We start from the raw sequence: 737 nt of genomic DNA on the forward strand, positions 1-737 counted from the left end.
AATCATAACCACCGGCTTAGCCGGTGGTTTGCTCAGCCCTATAAGGGCCTATTACTGGCTGGGCTGAAAGCCCTCTGAATCAGTCTGCCAATCGCATATTTTCCCATGCAGTCGCTAAAGCGACTCTATTTTTTGCTTTTCTTTACCGGCTCACCCGTAAACGGGTCAACTAGTTCTTTTATGCTCATTTGTTCATATGCTAAATCTTCTTGTAATTGATTCCTTATATATTCTGCTATTTTATTTTTATTTTTTCCCACTGTATCCACATAATATCCTCTGCACCAAAATTCTCTGTTCCCGTATTTATATTTCATGTTTGCATGCTGGTCAAATATCATTAAGCTACTTTTCCCTTTCAAATATCCCATAAAACTTGATACGCTTATCTTCGGTGGTATTTCCACTAACATATGTATGTGATCCGGACATGCTTCTGCCTCTATTATTTCTACATCTTTCCATTCACATAGCTTTCTTATTATTTTTCCTATATCATTCTTTATTTTCCCGTATATCACCTGTCTTCTATATTTCGGTGCAAATACTATGTGATACTTGCAATTCCATGTTGTATGCGATAAACTATTTGTGTCTTTCATTAGACATCCTCCTATGTTCTTCTATTTGCGGTTGGCTAGACCTGCATTTATTTTAACATAGGAGTTTTTTTCTACTCAACGGCATAAGCCTTTTTTCTTCCACTTGCTTAGCAAGTGGTTTACTTTGTTGCACAA

The 737-nt window shown here is 36.9% G+C and carries 1 protein-coding gene; it reads right to left on the reverse strand.

Going from position 1 to position 737, the window contains the following annotated elements; genetic code table 11:
• Nucleotides 1-125: 125 nt before the first annotated feature.
• Nucleotides 126-602 carry an IS200/IS605 family transposase gene (tnpA, locus tag IAI10_RS24590; protein WP_315675949.1) on the reverse strand — a complete coding sequence of 159 codons (477 nt, stop codon included), beginning with the start codon at nt 600-602 and terminating at the stop codon, nt 126-128.
• Between the last annotated feature and the right edge of the window lie 135 nt (nt 603-737).

The sequence above is a fragment of the Clostridium sp. 19966 genome, from assembly GCF_032335695.1.
Taxonomy (GTDB): domain Bacteria; phylum Bacillota; class Clostridia; order Clostridiales; family Clostridiaceae; genus JACTOJ01.